The following is a 339-nucleotide window of genomic DNA, read 5'->3' on the forward strand; positions in this document are numbered from 1 at the left end:
TCGATCTGCCGCAGCATGAAGACCAGGAACACGTACCGGCCTGCTGCGGTCGTCCCGATGGCCCGCATCCGGGGTTCCTCGGGAAAGGGATCGGGCATCACCGCAGGCGTGCCCGACAGCACCTCCTCGATCTCCTCGCGGCTGACCCCGTGCTTGCCGCACTTCGGCCAGTTGCCCTCATCCCAGTCAAAGCCTGCGACCTGCATGAACGCTCAGAGATGATGTCTACACAAACGTAATGTAAGAGCCTCGGCTGCCACCGGGAAGGCTTTTCTTCAGCCTGCTCCCTTGCCGCTAAAGCGGCGTGGCAGATGAAGGGCTGCCCTCGCCATCTGGCCC

The 339-nt window shown here is 63.1% G+C and carries 1 protein-coding gene; it reads right to left on the reverse strand.

Features of this window, described 5'->3' with window-relative positions:
• Nucleotides 1-206, reverse strand: a 206-nt coding sequence (locus tag ACTJI6_RS24285) for a BrnT family toxin (RefSeq protein ID WP_440804369.1), incomplete at its 3' end; no start/stop codon positions are given.
• Nucleotides 207-339 lie beyond the last annotated feature (133 nt).

This window comes from Paracoccus sp. 22332 (genome assembly GCF_052045125.1).
Lineage (GTDB): Bacteria > Pseudomonadota > Alphaproteobacteria > Rhodobacterales > Rhodobacteraceae > Paracoccus > Paracoccus haematequi_A.